The organism is Frondihabitans sucicola, assembly GCF_030296615.1.
Taxonomy (GTDB): Bacteria; Actinomycetota; Actinomycetes; order Actinomycetales; family Microbacteriaceae; genus Frondihabitans; species Frondihabitans sucicola.
This window is the reverse complement of record NZ_AP027732.1, coordinates 1874757-1893062: the sequence shown is the minus strand read 5'-3', so window position 1 is coordinate 1893062 and position 18306 is coordinate 1874757. Positions and strand designations below refer to the sequence as shown.

The window sequence follows — 18306 nt, the reverse complement described above, 5'->3', positions numbered from 1 at the left end:
ATCTCCACTTCGTACGGGTGGTGGGTGGGAGGGTCAGCCGAGCTCGGGCTGGCCGAGGACGACGGAGCGGGTGAGCCCGCGCGGGGTGTCGGGGTCGAGGCCCTCGTGCTCGGCGAGCGCCACGGCGATCCGCTGCGCCTGCGCGAGCTGGATCAGCGGATCGAGGGAGTCGGTGCGGACGGTTGCGCCCGTGGCCTCGACGTCGGCGACCAGACTCGGGTCGACGGGCCCGAAGATCGTGACGAGCGAGCGTGATCCTGCGACCGCGATCGGCCCGTGCCGGTAGTCGAGGCTCGGGTACGATTCGGACCAGGCCTGGGCCGCCTCGCGAATCTTGAGGGCGGCCTCCTGGGCCAGGCCGTAGGTCCACCCGCTGCCGAGGTAGACGTAGTGCGAGAACCGCGCGACGTCGACGCCGAGCGGTGCTGCCAGGGTGGCCCGGCCGGAGCGCTCGAGGTCGCCCTGGTCGTACCCGTAGACGGCGCGGGCGGCGGCCAGGAGGGTGGTCGGGAACCGGGTCTGGACGACCGACTCCTCGTCGGCGTAGTCGAGGACGAGGTTCTGGTCGACGAGGTCCGAGACGGGCATGTCGGCCACCGCGGTGATCGCGGAGCGCGCGACCTCCGGCCCCGCGGCGGTCAGAGCGTCGAGGATCTCGGTCGTGGTGCCGGAACGCGTGATGGCGACGATCCGGTCGTAGCGACGGCCGGGCTCCCACTCGGAGGCGTAGGCGGCATCCGTCTCGCCGAGGCCCGCGCGTTCGCGCAGGGAGGCGAGCGACTCGGCGACGAAGGCGGAGGTCCCGCAGCCGAGGAAGAGGACGCGTTCGCCCGGCAGGCCGAAGAAGGCCGCGTTCGACGACGACTCGGCGATGGCGCGAGCCCAGGTGTCGGGCTGGCTCTGGATCTCGGTGGTGGTCTTGTTCGTCATCGGACGGCCTTTCTGGTCAGGACGGTCGGCGAGATGACCTCGCAGAGGCTCTGGACGGCGACGGCCACCGCCTCGCGCGCGGGCCGCTGGTATTTCCGCGGGTCGCTGGTGCGATCGTCGTCGGCCAGGAACGCGCGGACCGCGGAGGTGTAGGCGAGGTTGAGGGCGGTGCCGACGTTGATCTTGCGGATGCCGGCTTCGACGGCCTGCCGGATCAGGACGTCCGGGACCCCGGACGACCCGTGCAGCACCAGCGGGACGTCGACGGCGGCCGCGAGCGCCGCGACCAGATCGAGGTCGAGGGCTGCGTCTCTCGTGGCCATCGCGTGCGACGACCCCACGGCGACGGCGAGCCCGTCGACTCCCGTGGCCTCGACGAACGAGGCCGCTTCAGCGGGGTCCGTCCGAACGCCCGGGGCGTGGGCGCCGTCCTTCCCGCCGATCGCGCCGAGCTCCGCTTCCACCCAGAGGCCCGCGGCCCGAGCGCGACGGGCCGCGTCGGCCGTGGTGGCGACGTTGTCGGCGTAGTCCTGCTTGGACGCGTCGACCATGATCGATCCCAGCCCGAACGCGCTGCCGAGGGCGACGGCCTCGTCGATCAGCTCCGCGTCCTCGATGTGATCGAGGTGGATCCCGATCGCGACCTCCGCCGCGTCGGCGAGCTCGCGGCAGGCGGCGACCAGCGGCCGAAGCTTGCCGCCGTGGAAGGCGATGGCGTTCTCGCTGATCTGCAGCAGGACGGAGGTGCCCGCACGTTCGGCGCCGAGGACGATCCCTTCCGCGTGTTCGAGCCCGATCACGTTGAAGCTCGGCACGGCCGTCCGGCCGGCGACGGCTGCGGCGACCAGCTCGGCCGCTCCGGCGCGGGTCACAGGGCACCCGCCGGCAGGATCTCGCGCAGCGGCTCCGGCAGGAGGTCTCCGTGCGCGGTCACCAGGTCGTTGCACAGCTCCCAGATCTTCTCCGGCGTGAGCGACGACGACGCGTTCGGGTCGACGAGCACGGCCTGGCGGATCAGGCGGGGGTCGCCGGTGCGAGCCGCTTCGATCGTGAGCTCGTTGACCGAGACGTACGAGCGGTTGATCGCCGCGCACTGCACGGGAAGGGCCCCGACGGCCTGGGGGGCGATACCGGCCGGACCGACGATCGTCGGCACCTCGACCACGGCGCCCTGCGGCAGGTTGTCGATCAGGCCGCGGTTGACGACGTTGGCGTGGATCGTCCGCTCGGTGCCGGTGACGAGCGAGTGGATCACCTGCGGCGCGTACTCCGCCGCCCCTTCCTCCAGCTGAAGCGGCGCGCCCGTGGCGAGCGCCTCCTGCGCCGAGTGGAATTCGGCGACGTTCTCCTCGGAGATGCCGACGTACTCGAGGGGCTGCAGCCGGAACCGTTCGATCTGGGCCGGGTCGCGAAGGAACCAGTCGGTGTACTCCGACGAGTGCTCGCTGGTCTCGGTGGGGTAGTACCCGACCCGACGGAAGATCTCGACGCGCACGCGACGCTCCAGCTCGGGATCCTGCCGGATCTTCTCGCGGAGCAGCGGGTAGAGGTCGCGCCCCTCGTGCGACCACTCCAGCAGCCACGACTGGTGGTTCACGCCGGCGGCGCGGTAGTGCGTCTCGTCGACGGGGACGCCGACGAGGTCGGCCAGGTCGTGGGCCGTCCAGTACACGCTGTGGCAGAGGCCGAGAGCGGTGATCTCGGGGGCGACCACGGACGTCCACCAGATGTTCATCGCCATCGGGTTCGTGTAGTTCAGGAAGACGGCGTCGGGGCAGACCTCGCGCATGTCCGCGGTGAGCGCGGTCAGGAACGGGAAGGTGCGGAGGGCGCGGAACACTCCTCCGACACCGGTCGTGTCGCCGATCGTCTGGTGGAGCCCGTAGCGCTCGGGGATCTCGAGGTCTTTCTTCGTGGCGTCGATGCCGCCGATCTGGACCATGTCGATCACGAAGTCGGCACCGTCGAGGGCCTGGCGCCGGTCGAGCGTCGCCGTGACGTCGACGTGCTTGCCGAACCGTTCGGCGACCTGTCGCGCGGTGCCCTCCGCGACGGCGAGCCGCGCCGAGTCGATGTCGTGGAGGCGGAGGTCGAGGGGGCCGAGGTCGTCGAAGCCCAGGAGGTCGGCGAGGAGCTGGCGCGTGAAGACCACGCTGCCTGCTCCGATGAAGGTCACTCGTGTCATGGGGACGATCATTCTGGTGAATGAGCGTTTCGTGCAATCATGTGCGTGAAGTAATCATTTTTGATGAGCGAACGGGAAACGTGATGGCAACAATCCCCCGACCCAGACGCCTCGCGCCGGCTCGTCGAAGCGATCCGACCGCATGGTCAGGATCATCGCGCTGGTCACCGAGCGCGGGAACGTCACACTCGCCGACCTCTGCAGTGACCTGTCGATGTCGGCCGCGACGGTGCGGCGCGACCTCGCCGACCTCGAGGACCAGGGCCTTCTGGCCAGGACCCACGGCGGGGCGCGCGCGTTCTCCTCCGGCCAGGAGGTCCCGGTCCGACTCCGCGACTCGCAGTTCCGACGGGCCAAACAGCTCATCGCCCGGCGAGCGGCGACGCTCCTGCCCGACGGCCCCTACGCGATCGCGATCGGCGGTGGCACCACCGCGGCGGAGGTGGCCAAAGCGCTCATGTTCCGCAACGACTTGACCATCGTGACCAACTCGCTGACCACCGCGACCGAGATCGCGTCGAGGCCGAACCTGAAGGTCATCATGACCGGCGGAGTGGTCCGCTCGCACTCGTTCGAACTCGTCGGTGCCCTGGCCGAGAACGCGTTCAACGCCATCAACGTCGGCACGGCGATCCTCGGCATGGACGGCGTGGGCGCTCTCGGCGGCGCGACGACCCACGACGAGACCGAGGCGAGGACGAACACCGCCATGGTCCGACACGCGCAGCGCGTCGTCGTCGTGGCCGACGGCTCCAAGATCGGCAGGATCACGCTCGCCAAGGTCGCCGACCTGACCGACGTGCACGACCTGGTCACCGACTCGACGGCCGACTCCGACGAGCTCGCCCGGATCCGCGCGCGGGGCGTCCGGGTGCACGTGGTACCTCTGGACGACTGAGTCGTAGTCCCCTGGTCGGACATTTGCCGAAAGCCCGGAATTCCGGGCACGCTTGCAGACTCGACGCGTACCTTCCCTCGCAGACGTGAAAGGTTTCGCCATGAAAAAAACCTCCCTTCGCTGGATCCCGGCCGTTGCCGTCCCCGCTGTCGTGATCGCCGGCGCTGTCGCCATCCCGAGCGTGGCCAATGCCGACGTGAAGCTGCCCCACAAATCGGCAGCCGGCATCGTCGCCTTCGCCGAGAAGAGCGCCGGCACCTCGTTCTCCGGCAGCGTCACCGAGACCGCGAACCTCGGGCTGCCCGACCTCTCCTCGCTCGGCGGCGCCGGCTCGTCGTCGTCTTCCAGCGCGCAGGACGCCCTCTCGCAGCTCACGGGAACGCACAAGGCCAAGGTCTACGTCGACGGCAAGACGAAGCAGCGCGTTCAGACCCTCGACAACCTCAAAGAGACCGACGTGATCCGCAACGGGTCGACGGTCTGGGCGTACGACTCCGACAAGAAGACGGCCACACGGCTCACGCTGCCGTCCAAATCGGCGAAGCTCGACACCGGCGTGGGGGCGACGCCGACTCCCGGCGCAACGACGCTGACGCCGACCGAGGCCGCGCAGAAAGCCCTCGACGCCATCGGCACGTACACCGCCGTCAAGGTCTCCGACAACGTCCGCGTCGCCGGCCAGAAGGCCTACCAGATCAAGCTCACGCCGAGCGACGGCACGACCCTCGTCAGCAGCGTCACGCTGGCCGTCGACGGCAAGACGGGCATCCCGCTCCGCGTCGTCGTCAAGGCCAAGGGCCAGACCGATCCGGCCTTCTCCGTCGCATTCACGTCGATCTCGTACTCGACGCCGTCGGCGAGCACCTTCACCTTCACCCCGCCGAAGGGCACCAAGGTCGAGCAGGTCAAGACTCCCGCGCGGTCGGCCCACACGGCACACCCGGGGGCCCTGACGCAGCGCGACGCGATCGCCAAGGCTCGCGTCGGCGCGGCCAAGCCCGTCGTCATCGGCTCGGGATGGGCGACGATCGTGGGCGCCACGCTCCCGTCCGGCGCCCTGTCGAACGACTCCTCCGGCATGCTCGACAAGGTGCTGACGAAGGTCGACGGCGGCCGCGTCCTCCAGACGGCGCTCGTATCGGTGTACCTGACCGACGACGGCAAGGTCTACGTCGGAGCGGTGAAGGCCTCGGCCCTCGAAGCCGCCGTCGCCGCACAGAAGTAGCCGCCCTCAGAAGTGAGCACCCCCTCGCAATCGAGACGACTGCTCTCTCGAAAGACTTCGGTCGCCAGAAGGCGGTCGCCGACCTCGATCTGGCCGTGCCCTCGGGCAGCGTCTTCGGGTTCCTCGGCCCCAACGGCTCCGGCAAGACGTCCACGATCCGAATGCTCCTCGGGCTCACCAGGGCGTCGAGCGGTGAGATCAGGATGCTCGGCCGCACCATGCCGACGAGCCTCGCCCAGGTGCTCCCCCGCGTGGGTGCCCTCGTCGAGGGCCCGGCTTTCTACCCGTTCCTGTCCGGTCGAGCCAACCTCCTGCGGCTGGACACCGCCGACCGCGCCGCGCCCGGGAGGACGCGCGAGGCCAGGGTCGACGCGGCCCTCGAGCGCGTCGGCCTCACGCACGCCGCCTCGAAGAAGGCGCACGCCTACTCCCTCGGCATGAAGCAGCGCCTGGGCATCGCCGGCGCTCTGCTGATGCCGCGCGATCTTCTCATCCTCGACGAGCCCTCGAACGGCCTCGACCCGCAGGGCACCCGCGAGGTCCGCTCCCTGATCGGGTCCCTCGCCGGCGAAGGCGCCACGATCTTCGTCTCCAGCCATCTGCTCTCCGAGATCGAGCAGATGTGCACGCACGTCGCGGTGATGAGCGCGGGCCGGCTGATGACGCAGGGGCCGCTCGACGAGCTGCGCCGCCAGGGGGTGCAACGAGCACGGGTCGACACGCTCGACGTCGACGACGCGGTGCGCGTCCTGGCCGGTCTGGGGCTGGATCCTGCGGTCTCCGGTTCGGTCGTCACCGCCGAGCTGCCGTCCGACGCTCTCCCGCCCGAACAGCTCAACCAGAGGCTGGTCGAGCAGGGCGTCCGAGTCCGGGGTTTCTCCGTCTCCGGCGCGAGCCTCGAAGACCGCTTCGTCGACCTCACCGGGGAGGGATTCGATGTCGCAGGATAGTTCCCCCGCGGGCGGCCTCGGGGTGGCCCTGCTCGGCTCCGAACTGCGCGTCCTGTTCCGCCGGACACGCACGATCGCGATGCTGGGCGCGCTGGCGGCGATCCCTATCCTGCTCGCCGTCGCCGTACGGATCACGACCGGCGGCGACTCGGGCCGGGGTCCCGCGTTCCTCGGCGACATCACGCAGAACGGCCTGTTCGTCTCGCTGACGTCGCTGGTCGTGGCGATCCCGCTGTTCCTGCCGCTGACCGTCGGCGTCGTGGCCGGCGACACGATCGCCGGCGAGGCCGGGCTCGGCACACTGCGGTACCTGCTCGTGGCGCCCGCGGGCCGGATCCGACTGCTCGTCGTGAAGTACATCGGCGCCGCGGCGTTCTGTCTGGCCGGCACGTTGGTGATCGTGATCTTCGGGGCGATCATCGGAGCCCTGCTCTTCCCCGTCGGCCCGGTGACCCTGCTGTCCGGGCAGACGGTCGGCGTCGCCGACTACGCCGGGCGCATGCTGATGATGGCGCTGTACGTCACCATCTCGCTGCTCGGCCTCAGCGCCATAGGCCTGTTCATCTCGACCCTCACCTCGGTTCCGGTCGGGGCCATGGCCGCGACCATCGTGCTCTCGACGGCGGCGCAGATCCTGGGTCAGCTGCCGCAACTCGCGTTCCTGCAGCCGTGGCTCTTCACCACCTACTGGCTGGGCTTCGCCGACTTCTTGAGATCACCGGTGTCGTTCGACAACTTCCAGTCGAACGGCCTTCTCCAGCTCGGCTACGTCGTGGTCTTCGGGTTCCTCGCCTACGGTCGATTCGCCACGAAAGACATCCTCAGCTGATCCCGATCACGGGCGCCGGACGGTGAAGCCGGTGGTGGCCGCCGCCGGAGAGGTTCCGCCGGCGTCCGAGTAGGTCGCCGTGACCGTGTACTCCCCCACCGCTATCGGCGCACCGTCGGCACCCGCGGCGGTCAGGTGCGCGGTGCCGTCGGCGCCCAGGGTGAAGGCTCCCTGGTTCGCGCCGTTCAGAGTGACGACGACCGTGCTTCCGGGCCAGCCCGCAATCACCACGGGCACGGTATCGGTCGAGAACGTCTCGCCGGCGGGAGCGTCGAACACCGGGACGAAGGCGTACGGACCGGAGTGGGCCTGCTCGCTGACGTTGCCGGCGGTGTCGGTTGCCGTGAGGCCGAGATCGGCGACCGTCGGGGTGAGGCCCGCCAGGGCTCCGGAGGTCCAGGTTCCCGCCGCGTCGGCGGTCACGGTGCTGAGCACGGTGCCGTCCGAGGCGGTGACCGTCACCGTCGAACCGGGCTCTGCCGTGCCGGACAGCGTCAGCGGCGTCGTCTGGTTCGCGCTCCAACCGCTCGTGACGGCCGGGGCCGGCGGCGGCGTGCTGTCGCGCGTGACGACCACGGTCGCAGGAGCGGAGGGCGTGGATCCGCTCCGGGTGCCGGTGAACGAGAGAGTCGTCTCCCCTCGGCGAGGCCGTCGGCGAACCAGGTCCAGGTTCCCTGGGCCGTGACCGCCACGGATCCCGCCGCTGCTCCGTCTCGGCTGACGGAGATCACGGTTCCGGCCGGCGCCGTTCCGGTGACGGTGGTGGAGTCGAGCCGGGTGAGCACGACCGCGCCGCTCGTCACGACCGGCGACGGGGCGGTTCCGGGCTGTGTCGGGGTGGTGGGGGGCGCGGTCGGAGGCGTGACCGGTCGCGTCGGCTGCCCAGGCGGCGTCACGGGCTGAGCCTTCGAGGTCACCCCGGGCGAAGGCAGCGCCGGAACAGCGGTGGTCGACGGAGGGCGCCTCGTGTCGACCACCGACGCGGGCGGCGCCGGGAGGAAGACGGCAGGATCCCCGGGGGCGAGCGGTGCCGCAGGAGCCGTCGAACCGGCGCCCGGGTCGGCGGATCCCGCGCCCCGGCTCGGCCCCGCCGCGCTGCTACTGCCGGACGCCGCGGCGTCCCCCGTCGCCCGCACTCGCTGCGGAGCCGCGGAGGACAGCGAGATCACCAGGGCCGCGCCCACCACGACCACCGCAGCGCCGCCGACGAGCGCAACCCGCCGCGCGCCCAGACTCGTGAAGGTGGCGACGGACAGCTGTGCTCGCGGCGCGGCGGCGACCGCGGCGCCGCGGGCGAGCTGCTGCCGGAACGCGAGCGCGGCGGCACCCCCGAGGACGAGCGGCAGGAGGATCACGGCGAGTCGACGCGAGACGTCGTCGAGTTCTTCGGCGACGAGGCGGCAGCGGGTGCATGACTGCAGGTGCTCCCCCACGAGGCGTTCGTCGCGCTGGCTCAGGGTTCCGAGCGACCAGCCGCCGAGCTTCGACAACACCTCGCGATGCGATCCGGTGACGCGGGCGGTGTCGATGTGTCCCTGCACCCAGGCTTCGCGGAGGGCCGCTCGGGCTCGGAACGAGAGCGCCGAGACCGCATTCGGGACGAGTCCCATCAGCTCGCCGGCCTGCCGGGGCGAGAGACCCTCCACCTCCGTGTACCAGAGGACCGTCTGCCACCGCTCCGGCAGGGACCGGAACGCCGTGGCCGTGATCCCCCGCTCGAGCAGCGCTTCGGCCGAATCGGCGTCGGCCGCGGGCAGAGCGTCGAGATCGACGTCACCGTCGACGGGGGTGTCGCGCAGCCTCCGAGACGCCAGGTTGCGGATCGTGACGTAGAGGTAGGGCCGGAACGCCGTGGTCGGGCCGGAGCCCGTCGTCAGCGCCTGGTAGATGTTGGCGAAGGCCTCGGCTACGAGGTCGTCGGGTTCGTCGAGGTGGCGGAAGCTGCGGGCGGCGACGTGGGCGGCCTTGGAGTGCCGGCGCCACAGTTCGCCGTACGACTCGCGCTCGCCTCGGCGCGCCTCGTCGATCAGTGTTTCGTCCGAGAGCGAGTGGAGGCGCCGAGCGGTTCGACGGGGCGCGCGGCGGGCGCGCGACACGTCGAAGGCGGGGTGTTCCATCGGGACCTCGGGATCTGGATGACATCGCGACCGCGCGGATTCGCGTGATGGAGTCGCCACAGTGTAAACACGCCGAAGCCTCCGGGGGAAACCGAGACGGGGGACGCACCGATGGCCTCAAAAAAGAGGACACCTTTCGCGTAAGGAAACGGGTCGAGACGGCTCTTAAGGGTGATCCACGAAGTCGGAGCTGTACCCGAACCGTCTCCGACCTCCGCTGGATCGCGCCCGATCGCGGTCCCTACGCCGCGATCGGGCACCCTGCCGGGTCGTCACGACTCGGTCGGCAGATGCCCGACCGTCTCTCGGACGCCGGAGATCATCAGACCGCGCGCCCCCAGGCCGAGAGCCGTCGCGGCCGCGGCAGGAGTCGGCACCACGTGCCCGATCACGGGCTTGCCGAGCGCCGCGACGAGTCGCCACTGCTCCGGGGCGCCGTCGTAGTTCATCCCCATCACCGACCAGTACTCCTCCGTCGACGTGAGCAGCTCGGGTTTCGCGGCGATCTCGTTGGCGTAGTAGTAGCCCCAGGTCCGGTGTCCGCGCCGCCTGGCCTCCTTCGCCCAGGGCACACTCGTGCAGTACCCCTTGGCGATCATCGTCTCGCGGGGGTCCTTGACGTGATTCGAGACGAGATCGAACAGGTCGCCGTAGTACCGCTGGTCGACGACCTTCGGGTCGATGAAGAGCGCGTGGCTGTCGCCGTAGGCGTCGAGGACGTCCTCGAAGCGGGCGTAGGGGCGCGAGGGCTGGGCAGGATCCTGCGACCCCGTCGGCACGATGCGGTGCTCTCGGATCTCGGCCCAGGTGTGATCCGCAGCGACGAAACCGTTCGTACCCGAGGTGCGGTCGAGAGTCGCGTCGTGCAGCCCGAACCACACTCCGTCCGACGAGCGTGCGAGCGAGACCTCGAGCGCGTCGACCCCGGCCTCGACGGAGTGACGGTACGCGAACAGCGACTCCTCCGGCCAGTCGCGCGAGCCGCCGTGGTGGGCCACGGTGAAGCGGTCCGATTGGAGCAGCGGCGTGGCGAGTTTGCCCGGCCCGCGCGGCCGCAGAGCGACCGCCGTCGTGGTGGCGCCGGCCGCGACGATCACGGCGGCGCCGGCGCCGATCAGGACGGTGCGGCGGGACGGACGCCACGGGGCTCCCGGAGCGCGGGTCGGATCAGGCGTCTCGGGCATGCAGCCAGTATGAGGATCGCGGTGCGGCGGCACCAGGCCCGCGTCCGGGGCAGGCGGCGCCCGGGTCGGCGCTGAGGAGTAGCGTCGCGCCATGACCGATGCGACGCCGGCCGCCCCGGCAGTGAAACTCGACCTCGTCGTGCTCGACGCCCCCGACATCCGCGGGCTCGCCGACTTCTACGCCGCGATCCTTGGCTGGCAGATCGTCGACGAGAGCGACGACTGGATCACCGTGCGCGACCCCGCCGCCCCCGGGTCCACAGGCATCGCGCTCCAGTCCGCTCCCGACTTCGTGCCGCCGACCTGGCCCGACAACGCGGTTCCGCAGCAGCTCCACCTCGATCTGGACGTCCCCGACCTCGACGCGGCCGAACGGGACGTCCTGGCCGCCGGGGCTCGAGCCACCGGTCTCCCCGCCGAGAGCGGGAGCGACTTCCGGGTCTACCTCGACCCCGCCGGGCACCCCTTCTGCCTGTGCCGCGTGTGACCGGGCCGGGGCGCCGAGGCACGCCCTAGTAGCCGGCGGAGGCCGATCCGGCGGCCGCGTCGGCCCCGAGGAGGGCGCGCGAGCCGGAGACGCCGAGGCGGGTGGCACCGGCCGCGATCATGCGGCGGGCATCGTCGAGGGTGCGCACGCCACCCGAGGCCTTCACCCCGAGACGCCCGGCGACCGTCTCCGACATCAGGCGCACCGCGTGCTCGCTGGCGCCACCGGCAGGGTGGAAACCGGTCGACGTCTTGACGAAATCGGCCCCCGCTGCGACCGCGGCCTGCGAGACCGCGACGATCTCGTCGTCGGTCAAGACGGCCGACTCGATGATGACCTTGAGCACCGTCGGAGCCGGGACGGCCGAGCGGACGGCGGCGATATCGCTCTCGACCGATGCGAAGTCGCCGGCCTTGGCTGCACCGACGTCGATCACCATGTCGATCTCGTCGGCACCGAGCGCCACCGACTCGGCCGCCTCCGCCGCCTTGACCGCCGACGTGTGCTTGCCGCTCGGGAACCCGCAGACCACCGCGATCTTGAGGTCGGACCCCGCGGGGATCACCAGGGGCAGCATCGACGGCGAGACGCAGACGGAGTACGTGCCGAGCTCGGCGGCTTCCGCGATGAGGGCGTCGACGTCGGCGGTGGTCGCCTCGGGCTTGAGCAGCGTGTGGTCGATCAGGCGGGCGATATGCGCGGGAGTGGGCTCAGTTGTCATGGGAGGTGCCTTTCGGTGACGCAGGATCTCGGGGTGGGGAAGACGTCAGAGACGCTCGGCGAGCGCCTGGTCGGTCGGCTCGACCAGGTGGCTGCCGTCGGGGAACACGACGACGGGGATCTGGGTGCGGCCGCTGATCGCGAAGGCGCGATCAGCGCCGTCCTCGACCTTCTCGAGGTCGACATAGTCGTACGCGACGCCGTGCTTGTCGAGAAGCGCCTTCGAGCGGCGGCAGTCGCCGCACCACTCGGCGCCGAACATGAGGATGCGATCGGGAGCTGCGTCGGAGGTCATCCTTCAAGAATACGTGCCTCTGCTGGGGGCGGATCCGCCGACAGCAGGACCGCGGGACGGAGTGGCATCGCGTGCCGCACGATGGCGTCATGACCGAAGAAACCCGACCACCGTTCTTCACCGCCGAGGTGCGCCAGCAGCTGCTCCACCAGCGCGTCGTCGTCCTCGACGGCGTCCTGAACGACGACAACGGCATGCTCCTCACGGCGCAGCTCCTGACTCTCGCTGCGGAGGATCCCGCCGCCGACATCGCCCTCTGGATCCACTCGCCGGGCGGCTCGGTGCCGTCGATGCTGGCGATCCGCGACGTGATGACCCTCGTCCCGTGCGACGTCGCGACGCTCGCCCTCGGACTCGCGTGCAGCGCCGGACAGTTCCTGCTCTCGGCGGGGGCGCGCGGAAAACGCTCCGCACTTCCGCACGCGCGGATCCTGCTGCACCAGGGGTCCGCCGGTTTCGGCGGATCGGCCGTGGAGGTCGAAGCTCAGGCGGCCGACCTCCGGCAGGGCCGCGACGTGACGCTCGGGATCATCGCCGACGACACGGGGCAGCCTCTCGACCGCGTGTTCGAGGACTCCCTGCACGACCGCTGGTTCTCAGCGGCAGAAGCCCTCGACTACGGGTTCGTCGACCGCATCGTCGACTCCTTCGACCAGGTGATGCCCACCCGGCAGCACCGCATCGGAATCGGGACCTTCGCATGAGCTCGTACACGATTCCCAACGTCGTCGCCGAGAACCCGCGCGGCGATCGCGTGATGGACGTCTACTCCCACCTGCTCACGCAGCGGATCGTCTATTTGGGCACGGCGATCGACGCCGGCGTCGCCAACGCGCTGATCGCTCAGCTGCTCCACCTCGACGCCGCGTCGCCCGGTACCGAGATCAACCTGTACATCAACTGCGATGGCGGCGACCTCTCGGCGATGCTGGCGGTCTACGACACCATGCGGTTCATCCGTTCACCGGTGTCGACGACCTGCGTCGGCGAGGCGATCGCCGCCGGAGCGGCGCTCCTGGCTGCGGGGGCGCCCGGTCGACGGGCCGCGCTCAAGCACGCCAGGATCGTCCTCCACCAGCCGGCGGGCCAGGGTCGCGGCGCCATCCCCGACCTGATCCTGCAGGCCGACGAGCTGGTGCGGATCCGCGCCGACATCGAAGAGGTCCTCTCGGAGCACACCGGTCAGAGCGTCGAGACCCTCCGACGCGACACCGACCGCGACCGGATCTTCACGGCGCCGCAGGCTCGCGACTACGGCCTGATCGACGCGATCCTGACCGGGCCGACCGCACCGGCGACTCTCGACGCCCGCGCGCTTCCTCAGGCCGCGACGGCGTAGAGCGTGAAGTCGGGGCCGGGCGGGGCGAAGCTCGTCACGCCGGCGAGTGTCGTCTCGCCCTGCAGTTCGGCGACCACGGCGAGGGTCAGGTCGACGAGGGTGATGCGGAGGGCGCCGGTGATCGCAGCGATCATCTCGCTGGAGGGCTCCTTGAGGCCGCGCTCGACCTCCGACAGGTACTGCGGAGAGATGCCGGCTCGCGCCGCCGTCTCGATCAGCCGCTCGCCCCGAGCGAGTCGGAGCTCGCGAAGCCGCCGCCCGAGCACCTCTCGCAGGAGCGGCTCGAGCGTTGCGGGCTCGTGATCCTGCAGGGCCTTCCCGACCTCGTTCATGGCCACAGCCAAGCAGCCTTCGCTGCGCTCTCGCGACCCGTTCCGCTCAGAGCAGAACGGGTCGCGCTCTCACACCGGGGCCCGCCCCAATTCGAGAGTGCGATCGGCGGCCGCCCGCACCCGCGGCGAATGGGTCGCAATGGCGATCGCCGCCCCGCCTGCGGCGAACTCGGCGAGGAGGTCGAGGACGACGCTCGCGTTCGTCTCGTCCAGAGCGCTCGTCGGCTCGTCGGCAAGGATCATGCGCGGTCGCTTGACGAGGAGTCGGGCGAGCGCCACGCGCTGCTGCTCGCCTCCGCTGAGTTCATGGGCGCGACAGGCCACCTTCCCGTCGAGCCCGACGCGTTCCAGCGCCGCTCCCGTCGAGATCGAACGTGCACGGCGCCCCAGCCGCTGGCTCACCGCGATGGCGACGTTCTCTTCGACGGTCATGTCAGCGACGAGGCCGAAGTCTTGGAAGAGGTATCCGAGGACGTCGCGGCGGAGGAGACGCGCCCGCCTGCGGCTTCCGCCCGCCTGGCGATCATCGAGCCTGATGGTGCCGGAATCGAGCGAGTCGATCTGTCCGACGCAGTCGAGCAGCGTCGACTTCCCCGAGCCGCTCGGACCCGTGACAGCAACGGTCTCGCCCGCGGCAATGTCGAACGACAGGTCGTCCCACAGCAGCCTGCGGCCTCGTCGTTTGGTCGCGTTGCGCACTTCGAGCATCATGCCTCGTTTCCTCTCGTTCTCTCGGTGCGAAGACTTGTCCACGCGATCACGGCCGTGCCCACCGCCGCGAGCACGATCACAGCACCCCCTGCCTCGAGCCCGCCCGTCGCAGCGCTTCGCGCGATCGGATCGAGGACCGAGGTCCTGCCGGTCCCGTCGGGGTGTCGATCCCACCAGGCGTTTACCGTCGAGACGGCCCCGACAGCGAGGACGGCCGCTTCGGCGACGAGCACGCCGACATTGACCCGCGCGAACGAGTGCCCCGCGGCCGTGCGGGCGAAGAGAGCCCGCCCGTGACGTCGGCGATGCGCGGTCGTCGCGAGCAGGCTCAGAAGCACCACCACGACCACGGCCGCCACGAGTGCCGCGATGGTCACTCGCACGGCCGTGCCGGCGTGCCGCGCACGCTCGGCCGCATCCTGTCCGACGGCCACGACGGCACTGAATTGATCGTGGACATCAGAGGTGGCGATGGCACGGTCCGCCACCCGAGCCGAGGTGAAGACGACGTCGCCGGTCGACAGCCACGAACCCAGCTGGTCGGCAGAGAAAACCGCCGAGGGGTTCGGCACGACGACGACGATCGCGTCGGAGAGACTCGATTCCACGCCGGAATCGCCCGGGTACACGTAGACGTCTTCGTCTCGAAGACGCCCTCCGCCGATCTCGCGGCGCTGCAGCTTCGACGCGCCGCGGAGCTCCCACCGGGTGAGCGAACGCACGAGCCGGTCGCGCTGCACGTCGACACCTCGCGGAATCCAGACACTGATCCGGTCGCCCTCCCCGCGATGCGCTCACCGTCGGCCGCGCGGAGATCCTGCTGCCGCAGGTACCCGGCGTCGACGATCAACGCCGGGAGCGTGCCGGCGCTCCCTCCTGAGCCGACCTCCGCGCTCGCAGCCAGGAAGGCGTCGCCGCGGTCTAGGGACCGACCAGCGAAAGCTCCGATCCGATCCCAATACTCGTGCGTCTGAGCATCTGAACCGGCGTCCGGAGTGATCCACAGGTGGACGGCGTCGCCCGCCGCCCGGAGGTCTCGCTCAGCGTCTCCGGAACGAGCGACGGCGACGCTCCCGACCAGGTCGAAACTCGCGGCGACGAGGAGCAGAACCGCCGGTACTCGGGCGAACTCCGCAGCGAGGACGAGTGCGCCGGGTGGACGGGCTCCTCGGATGGCCGCTGCGAGCGGAAGCCGGCAGGCGATGAGTGTCCCGACCGTCTGTGCGACGACGACCGGTAACAGGAGGAGGACGGCGAACACGACGACGGCTGCCGCCAGGTGCGACACCGACGCAAGCCCGTTGTAGAACCACAGTGACACGGCTGCCACCGGCGTCGCCATCGCGGCGGCGATCGCAGAGAAGCGGAGCTCCGCGAGTTCGGCCAGCACGACGGCACCTGTGCTGCGTCCGCTCATACGACGGATCGCCGACCGTCGGGGTGCGCCAACGGTGCCGACGAGACAGAGCGTCACGCACCCGAGCGTGAGCGCGCCGATCAGCGCGCCGGTCCCGCTGAGCCCACCCGTGATCCCGAACCTCTCAGCCAACGGAACGGATTCTGTCGTCACGGAGAATCCGACCGCTGCGAGGGCGACGGACACCGCCCGTCGCGAGGCAGCATCGCCGATCACCTGATAGGACCCGGCGGTGTCGTAGCGAATGAGGTCCGCCATCGGTCTGACGCGAGTTGTCATCGCCCGCGAGAACTCCGGGTACCCGCCCTGGAGCCACTCGGCTCCGCTGCTCGACGGAGCGTTCGTCACGAGGGCGACGCGCCGAGAGGTCGGCGCTGCGCGATCCGCCACGACGCGGAGAATCGTCGCGCCGTTCTCGACAGCCACGGACTCCAACACCTCGGCTATCCGCTCGTTCGTTGCTGATCCGGATTCGCCGGTTGCGGTGGCGACCGAGGAGACCCCGATGATCCCGTCGTCCGCGACCTGCGTGAGCCCGAGGAATCCGAGAAGGAACGCGAGCAGGGGCGGAACGACAAAGGCGATTCGGACGGATCTGAACGGCACGGGCCGATTCCCCTTCGGATCCGTGGGGGCGCTCCCCTCAGAAGCACCCCCACGGCAGACGATCAGCAGCCGCTGTGGAGCCCTCGGACACAGTCACTTTCGCAGAATTTTTCCTATCGGACAACTCATGTCATATGTGACACTCTCGGAGCGCAGGGGTCAGTCGGGCAGCGCGCACGCCGTGCACCGCCCGCGACGGGTGCCGGCTCAGCGCGACGAGGGGGCGGCGGCGGCGGCGCGGAAGACGTCGGGGTAGTCGCCGAGCCAGGTCCAGCGCGAGATCGGCCAGGTGATGACGAAGGCCTTGCCGTCGATGTCGGACATCGGGACGAAGCCACCGCCGGGGAGACTCTGGTGGAAACGACTGTCGGACGAGTTGCCCCGGTTGTCGCCCTCCACCCACACGGATCCGGCCGGAACGGTCACCGAGAACGACTGGTCGGCGTTCTTCGTCTCGAGGGCGTTCTCGGGCGCTCGCACGTACGGCTCCGTGAGGGGCGCGCCGTTCACCTCGGTCTGGCTGCTCGCGTCGCAGCAGGCGACCTTGTCGCCCGGGAGGCCGATGACGCGCTTCACGAGGTGGTCGCCGTCGGCCAGCTCGCCTCCCTGCAGCCAGCCGCCCGGGTCGGTGAAGACGATCACGTCGCCGCGTTTGACGGGCGCGACCTTCGGCACCAGCTCGTTGACGATGATCCTGTCGTTGATCTGGAGGGTGTTGGTCATCGACGCCGACGGGATGTAGAACGACCGCGCCACGAACGTCTTCACCAGGAACGAGATCAGCAGGGCCGCGAGCAGGATGATGACGATGTCGCGCACGAACCGCCACGGCCGCTGGGCCTTGCGCGGAGCGCCGGCCGCGTTCGTGGCAGCGATCTCGCCCTGTTCGGTCATGTGACCCCCTGTTCCTGATCCGATCGTAAGGGCTCCGGGGCGGGCGCGAGCGTCGTGATGCAGAACGGGTGACCGGCAGGATCGAGGAGCACTCGCCACCGCGGGTCGGGTTGCGTCGCGGCACGCACGGCCCCGAGGGCGAGCGCGCGCTGCTCGGGCCCCTCGAGCTCCTCCCCCGCTGTCAGGTCGAGGTGCACGATCGACGCGCCCGGCCACACGGGCGGCCGGTAGTCGTCGACGCGCTGGGCGACGAGCAGCAGACCCGGGACCTGGATTCCGACGCTGCCGTCGGACCGCCACCGCACCTCGCCGCCGAGCAATCCGAGGTAGAAGTCTCCGAGCAGGGCCGGGTCGGCGCAGTCGAGCGAGACGCCCACCGCGCGAAGTCCGTCGTTCATGGCCCGACTCTAGTCAGCGGGGCTTCCGCGGGAGAATGGTCGGCGTGAACCGCACCGATCGCCTGTACGCGCTGGTCGAGGAGCTCCGCGCCGTCGCCCCGCGGCCACGCAGCGCGTCCTGGCTCGCCCGGCGGTTCGAGGTGAGCGCCAGAACCATCGAGCGCGACATCGGTGCCCTCCAGCAGGCGGGTACTGCGATCTGGGCCGAACCGGGCCGATCCGGCGGGTACTGCCTCGATCGGCAGCACTCGCTGCCGCCGGTCAATCTCACGCCGTCGGAAGCCGTCGCGATGGCCGTCTCACTGGAGGGGCTCAGCGGCACGCCCTTCCAGCAGGCGGCGCAGGCCGCGCTCCGCAAGGTCGTGGCTGTGATGCAGGATCACGACGTGCAGGCGGCCCGCAGACTCGCCTCCCGCATCCACCTCCTCGGCAGCGACGACGAGCCCCGAGCCGTCCCCTCCTGGATCGCCGACGCGCTCTCCGCGGGGTACGTGCTCCGGATCGGCTACACCGACCGCGAGGGAGCGCCGACGGTGCGCGACGTCGAACCGCTCGGTTACGTCGGCTCGGCCACCGGGTGGTACCTCGTCGGGTGGTGTCGCCTCCGCGACGGGGTCCGGGCGTTCCGCACCGACCGCATCACGTCCAGTGTGGCGACCGCCGAAGTGCCCGCGCCACGGGACCTGCGCCCGGAGGATCTCGCCATCCCCTACGGCGAGGTCCGACAGCTCAGCCTCGACGACTAGGGCGGAAGCCGGAGAACACCGACAGGGGGCTGTCGCAGGATCC

At 70.4% G+C, this 18306-nt stretch carries 22 protein-coding genes; 9 read left to right on the top strand and 13 right to left on the bottom strand.

Going from position 1 to position 18306, the window contains the following annotated elements:
* Positions 1-33 precede the first annotated feature (33 nt).
* From QUE79_RS09815 to melA, 3 genes are read right to left on the bottom strand one after another with little or no spacing between them, the layout of a single operon-like run.
* The gene (locus tag QUE79_RS09815; protein WP_286346500.1) at positions 34-930 is read right to left on the bottom strand and encodes an SIS domain-containing protein; all 897 of its coding nucleotides are present in this window, start codon (positions 928-930) and stop codon (positions 34-36) included.
* Entirely contained in the window at positions 927-1802 is an 876-nt protein-coding gene (locus QUE79_RS09810) for a class II fructose-bisphosphate aldolase (RefSeq protein ID WP_286346499.1), read from the bottom strand. The genes QUE79_RS09815 and QUE79_RS09810 overlap by 4 nt, the downstream gene beginning before the upstream one ends.
* Positions 1799-3115, bottom strand: coding sequence for an alpha-galactosidase (melA, locus tag QUE79_RS09805; RefSeq protein WP_286346498.1), 1317 nt, complete (start codon positions 3113-3115; stop codon positions 1799-1801). The genes QUE79_RS09810 and melA overlap by 4 nt, the downstream gene beginning before the upstream one ends.
* 142 nt (positions 3116-3257) lie before the next feature.
* On the opposite strand from melA, the gene QUE79_RS09800 reads away from it, so the two are divergent.
* The 4 genes from QUE79_RS09800 (at position 3258) to QUE79_RS09785 (ending at position 7017) form a co-directional block, all read left to right on the top strand.
* A complete protein-coding gene (locus tag QUE79_RS09800) occupies positions 3258-4013 on the top strand; it encodes a DeoR/GlpR family DNA-binding transcription regulator (RefSeq protein WP_286346497.1) in 756 nt (251 codons plus the stop codon).
* A gap of 100 nt (positions 4014-4113) precedes the next feature.
* Positions 4114-5238, top strand: coding sequence for a LolA family protein (locus tag QUE79_RS09795; RefSeq protein ID WP_286346496.1), 1125 nt, complete (start codon positions 4114-4116; stop codon positions 5236-5238).
* Positions 5239-5267: 29 nt separating this feature from the next.
* Positions 5268-6188: an ABC transporter ATP-binding protein gene (locus QUE79_RS09790; RefSeq protein WP_286346685.1), complete on the top strand. Its 921-nt coding sequence runs from the start codon at positions 5268-5270 to the stop codon at positions 6186-6188.
* A complete protein-coding gene (locus QUE79_RS09785) occupies positions 6175-7017 on the top strand; it encodes an ABC transporter permease (protein WP_286346495.1) in 843 nt (280 codons plus the stop codon). Before QUE79_RS09790 ends, QUE79_RS09785 begins: the two co-directional genes overlap by 14 nt.
* Before the next feature lie 6 nt (positions 7018-7023).
* Here QUE79_RS09785 and QUE79_RS09780 read toward each other — a convergent pair whose 3' ends face one another.
* The 3 genes from QUE79_RS09780 to QUE79_RS09770 form a co-directional block, all read right to left on the bottom strand.
* The gene (locus QUE79_RS09780; RefSeq protein ID WP_286346494.1) at positions 7024-7593 is read right to left on the bottom strand and encodes an Ig-like domain-containing protein; all 570 of its coding nucleotides are present in this window, start codon (positions 7591-7593) and stop codon (positions 7024-7026) included.
* Positions 7512-9134: a sigma-70 family RNA polymerase sigma factor gene (locus QUE79_RS09775; protein ID WP_286346493.1), complete on the bottom strand. Its 1623-nt coding sequence runs from the start codon at positions 9132-9134 to the stop codon at positions 7512-7514. Before QUE79_RS09775 ends, QUE79_RS09780 begins: the two co-directional genes overlap by 82 nt.
* Positions 9135-9406: 272 nt before the next feature.
* On the bottom strand, positions 9407-10318 hold the full coding sequence (locus tag QUE79_RS09770; protein WP_286346492.1) for a glycerophosphodiester phosphodiesterase: 912 nt from the start codon (positions 10316-10318) through the stop codon (positions 9407-9409).
* 91 nt (positions 10319-10409) lie between these two features.
* Here QUE79_RS09770 and QUE79_RS09765 point away from each other — a divergent pair, with 91 nt between their 5' ends.
* On the top strand, positions 10410-10805 hold the full coding sequence (locus tag QUE79_RS09765; RefSeq protein WP_286346491.1) for a VOC family protein: 396 nt from the start codon (positions 10410-10412) through the stop codon (positions 10803-10805).
* A gap of 25 nt (positions 10806-10830) precedes the next feature.
* Here QUE79_RS09765 and deoC read toward each other — a convergent pair whose 3' ends face one another.
* The gene (gene deoC / locus QUE79_RS09760) at positions 10831-11526 is read right to left on the bottom strand and encodes a deoxyribose-phosphate aldolase (RefSeq protein ID WP_286346490.1); all 696 of its coding nucleotides are present in this window, start codon (positions 11524-11526) and stop codon (positions 10831-10833) included.
* A 45-nt stretch (positions 11527-11571) separates the two neighbouring features.
* Positions 11572-11820 carry a glutaredoxin family protein gene (locus QUE79_RS09755; RefSeq protein ID WP_286346489.1) on the bottom strand — a complete coding sequence of 83 codons (249 nt, stop codon included), beginning with the start codon at positions 11818-11820 and terminating at the stop codon, positions 11572-11574.
* Positions 11821-11909: 89 nt separating this feature from the next.
* On the opposite strand from QUE79_RS09755, the gene QUE79_RS09750 reads away from it, so the two are divergent.
* Together QUE79_RS09750 and QUE79_RS09745 are read left to right on the top strand one after the other, a co-directional pair.
* Positions 11910-12524: a ClpP family protease gene (locus tag QUE79_RS09750; protein ID WP_286346488.1), complete on the top strand. Its 615-nt coding sequence runs from the start codon at positions 11910-11912 to the stop codon at positions 12522-12524.
* Entirely contained in the window at positions 12521-13159 is a 639-nt protein-coding gene (locus QUE79_RS09745; protein ID WP_286346487.1) for a ClpP family protease, read from the top strand. The genes QUE79_RS09750 and QUE79_RS09745 overlap by 4 nt, the downstream gene beginning before the upstream one ends.
* Here the strand turns inward: QUE79_RS09745 and QUE79_RS09740 are convergent.
* The 3 genes from QUE79_RS09740 to QUE79_RS09730 form a co-directional block, all read right to left on the bottom strand.
* On the bottom strand, positions 13141-13491 hold the full coding sequence (locus QUE79_RS09740) for a helix-turn-helix domain-containing protein (RefSeq protein ID WP_286346486.1): 351 nt from the start codon (positions 13489-13491) through the stop codon (positions 13141-13143). The genes QUE79_RS09745 and QUE79_RS09740 overlap by 19 nt on opposite strands.
* A gap of 69 nt (positions 13492-13560) precedes the next feature.
* Positions 13561-14202: an ABC transporter ATP-binding protein gene (locus QUE79_RS09735; RefSeq protein ID WP_286346485.1), complete on the bottom strand. Its 642-nt coding sequence runs from the start codon at positions 14200-14202 to the stop codon at positions 13561-13563.
* Positions 14199-14942 carry a hypothetical protein gene (locus QUE79_RS09730; protein ID WP_286346484.1) on the bottom strand — a complete coding sequence of 248 codons (744 nt, stop codon included), beginning with the start codon at positions 14940-14942 and terminating at the stop codon, positions 14199-14201. The genes QUE79_RS09735 and QUE79_RS09730 overlap by 4 nt, the downstream gene beginning before the upstream one ends.
* 266 nt (positions 14943-15208) lie before the next feature.
* On the opposite strand from QUE79_RS09730, the gene QUE79_RS09725 reads away from it, so the two are divergent.
* Positions 15209-15442, top strand: a complete 234-nt coding sequence (locus QUE79_RS09725; RefSeq protein ID WP_286346483.1) for a hypothetical protein — start codon at positions 15209-15211, stop codon at positions 15440-15442.
* Positions 15443-16432: 990 nt separating this feature from the next.
* Here the strand turns inward: QUE79_RS09725 and lepB are convergent.
* Together lepB and QUE79_RS09715 are read right to left on the bottom strand one after the other, a co-directional pair.
* Positions 16433-17119, bottom strand: a complete 687-nt coding sequence (gene lepB, locus QUE79_RS09720; protein ID WP_286346482.1) for a signal peptidase I — start codon at positions 17117-17119, stop codon at positions 16433-16435.
* Positions 17116-17517: a VOC family protein gene (locus tag QUE79_RS09715; RefSeq protein WP_286346481.1), complete on the bottom strand. Its 402-nt coding sequence runs from the start codon at positions 17515-17517 to the stop codon at positions 17116-17118. The genes lepB and QUE79_RS09715 overlap by 4 nt, the downstream gene beginning before the upstream one ends.
* Positions 17518-17561: 44 nt before the next feature.
* On the opposite strand from QUE79_RS09715, the gene QUE79_RS09710 reads away from it, so the two are divergent.
* On the top strand, positions 17562-18263 hold the full coding sequence (locus tag QUE79_RS09710) for a helix-turn-helix transcriptional regulator (protein ID WP_286346480.1): 702 nt from the start codon (positions 17562-17564) through the stop codon (positions 18261-18263).
* Positions 18264-18306: the final 43 nt, after the last annotated feature.

Bases quoted from the DNA above. Each gene is read 5' to 3' on its own strand.
- lepB (WP_286346482.1), bottom strand. From the start codon at position 17,119: ATGACCGAACAGGGCGAGATCGCTGCCACGAACGCGGCCGGCGCTCCG.
- QUE79_RS09815 (WP_286346500.1), bottom strand. From the start codon at position 930: ATGACGAACAAGACCACCACCGAGATCCAGAGCCAGCCCGACACCTGG.
- QUE79_RS09795 (WP_286346496.1), top strand. From the start codon at position 4,114: ATGAAAAAAACCTCCCTTCGCTGGATCCCGGCCGTTGCCGTCCCCGCT.
- deoC (WP_286346490.1), bottom strand. From the start codon at position 11,526: ATGACAACTGAGCCCACTCCCGCGCATATCGCCCGCCTGATCGACCAC.
- melA (WP_286346498.1), bottom strand. From the start codon at position 3,115: ATGACACGAGTGACCTTCATCGGAGCAGGCAGCGTGGTCTTCACGCGC.
- QUE79_RS09740 (WP_286346486.1), bottom strand. From the start codon at position 13,491: ATGAACGAGGTCGGGAAGGCCCTGCAGGATCACGAGCCCGCAACGCTC.
- QUE79_RS09745 (WP_286346487.1), top strand. From the start codon at position 12,521: ATGAGCTCGTACACGATTCCCAACGTCGTCGCCGAGAACCCGCGCGGC.
- QUE79_RS09715 (WP_286346481.1), bottom strand. From the start codon at position 17,517: ATGAACGACGGACTTCGCGCGGTGGGCGTCTCGCTCGACTGCGCCGAC.
- QUE79_RS09800 (WP_286346497.1), top strand. From the start codon at position 3,258: ATGGTCAGGATCATCGCGCTGGTCACCGAGCGCGGGAACGTCACACTC.
- QUE79_RS09735 (WP_286346485.1), bottom strand. From the start codon at position 14,202: ATGATGCTCGAAGTGCGCAACGCGACCAAACGACGAGGCCGCAGGCTG.
- QUE79_RS09755 (WP_286346489.1), bottom strand. From the start codon at position 11,820: ATGACCTCCGACGCAGCTCCCGATCGCATCCTCATGTTCGGCGCCGAG.
- QUE79_RS09770 (WP_286346492.1), bottom strand. From the start codon at position 10,318: ATGCCCGAGACGCCTGATCCGACCCGCGCTCCGGGAGCCCCGTGGCGT.
- QUE79_RS09775 (WP_286346493.1), bottom strand. From the start codon at position 9,134: ATGGAACACCCCGCCTTCGACGTGTCGCGCGCCCGCCGCGCGCCCCGT.
- QUE79_RS09765 (WP_286346491.1), top strand. From the start codon at position 10,410: ATGACCGATGCGACGCCGGCCGCCCCGGCAGTGAAACTCGACCTCGTC.
- QUE79_RS09785 (WP_286346495.1), top strand. From the start codon at position 6,175: ATGTCGCAGGATAGTTCCCCCGCGGGCGGCCTCGGGGTGGCCCTGCTC.
- QUE79_RS09750 (WP_286346488.1), top strand. From the start codon at position 11,910: ATGACCGAAGAAACCCGACCACCGTTCTTCACCGCCGAGGTGCGCCAG.